Source organism: Microvirga sp. HBU67558 (assembly GCF_018069605.1).
Classification (GTDB): domain Bacteria; phylum Pseudomonadota; class Alphaproteobacteria; order Rhizobiales; family Beijerinckiaceae; genus Microvirga; species Microvirga terrae.
Genome location: NZ_JAGPUP010000276.1, coordinates 1 through 862 on the forward strand (window position 1 = coordinate 1; position 862 = coordinate 862).

Annotated in this window: 1 protein-coding gene; it reads right to left on the reverse strand. The window is 68.2% G+C overall.

Translation table 11 applies throughout. The features are described from left to right. A partial coding sequence (locus KBI52_RS01210; protein ID WP_210804833.1) for an IS110 family transposase occupies positions 1 to 770 on the reverse strand: 770 nt, incomplete at its 3' end. Positions 771 to 862: the final 92 nt, after the last annotated feature.

Below are 862 nucleotides of genomic sequence, written 5' to 3' on the forward strand. Positions count from 1 at the left end.
AGCTGGCGCGGGCTCTCGAAGCGGCGCACATCGCCGATCTCGGCCACAAAGGTCACCGCCGTCAGCAGCGCGACCCCGCGCAGGGCCTGATACGCCTCCACCACCGGTGCCATCGACCAGGTCGAGACCACCTCGGTGACCTGCTGGGTCAGCCGCGCGAGACGGGTCTCGGCCTCCTCGATCGCTTTGCGGTATTCCTGCAGGACCAGATACTGGGCCGGATGCTCGAAGATGAGTTCGGCCAGCCAGCGGGCATGGGCCCGGGTCCAGGGCTTGCGGCCGGAGAAGATCCGCCCGTGGCGCAGCAGGAAGGATTGCAGATGCTGGCGCTTCTCGCGCAGATCCTCCATGGCGGCCTCGCGCGCCCGCACCAGTTCGCGCACCGCCTCATGGCCGGGATCGGGCACCCAGATGGCGGTCAGCTCGCCGGCCCGGTGCAGCCGGGCCAGGGTGAGGGCATCGCGGCGGTTGGTCTTGACGCGCTCGCCCGGGCGCTTGGGGATCAGGGATGGGGCGATCACCGCACACTCATGCCCGAGCGCGGAGATCTGGCGCTGCAGGCCATAGCCGGTCGGGCCAGCCTCATAGCAGAACAACAACTCGCCGTGCCGGCTTGCCAGCTTGTCGATCAGGCGCCGCACCGCCTCGGGCGTGTTGTCGATGTCGCCAAGAAAGCGGATCTCGCCCTGGCGGCCGTCCTCGGCTACGGCGACGGAGATCTTCAGTTTGGATGTATCCAGACCGACAAACACTTTGCTCTTCTGCTGCATGGCTCGTCCCATGTGCGGGAGGCTCGGCGCCGGCCCATCCGGCGCAACCCTCGCTCATCGCATAGTGTGGACGAGCCACCTCCGCCGGCAAC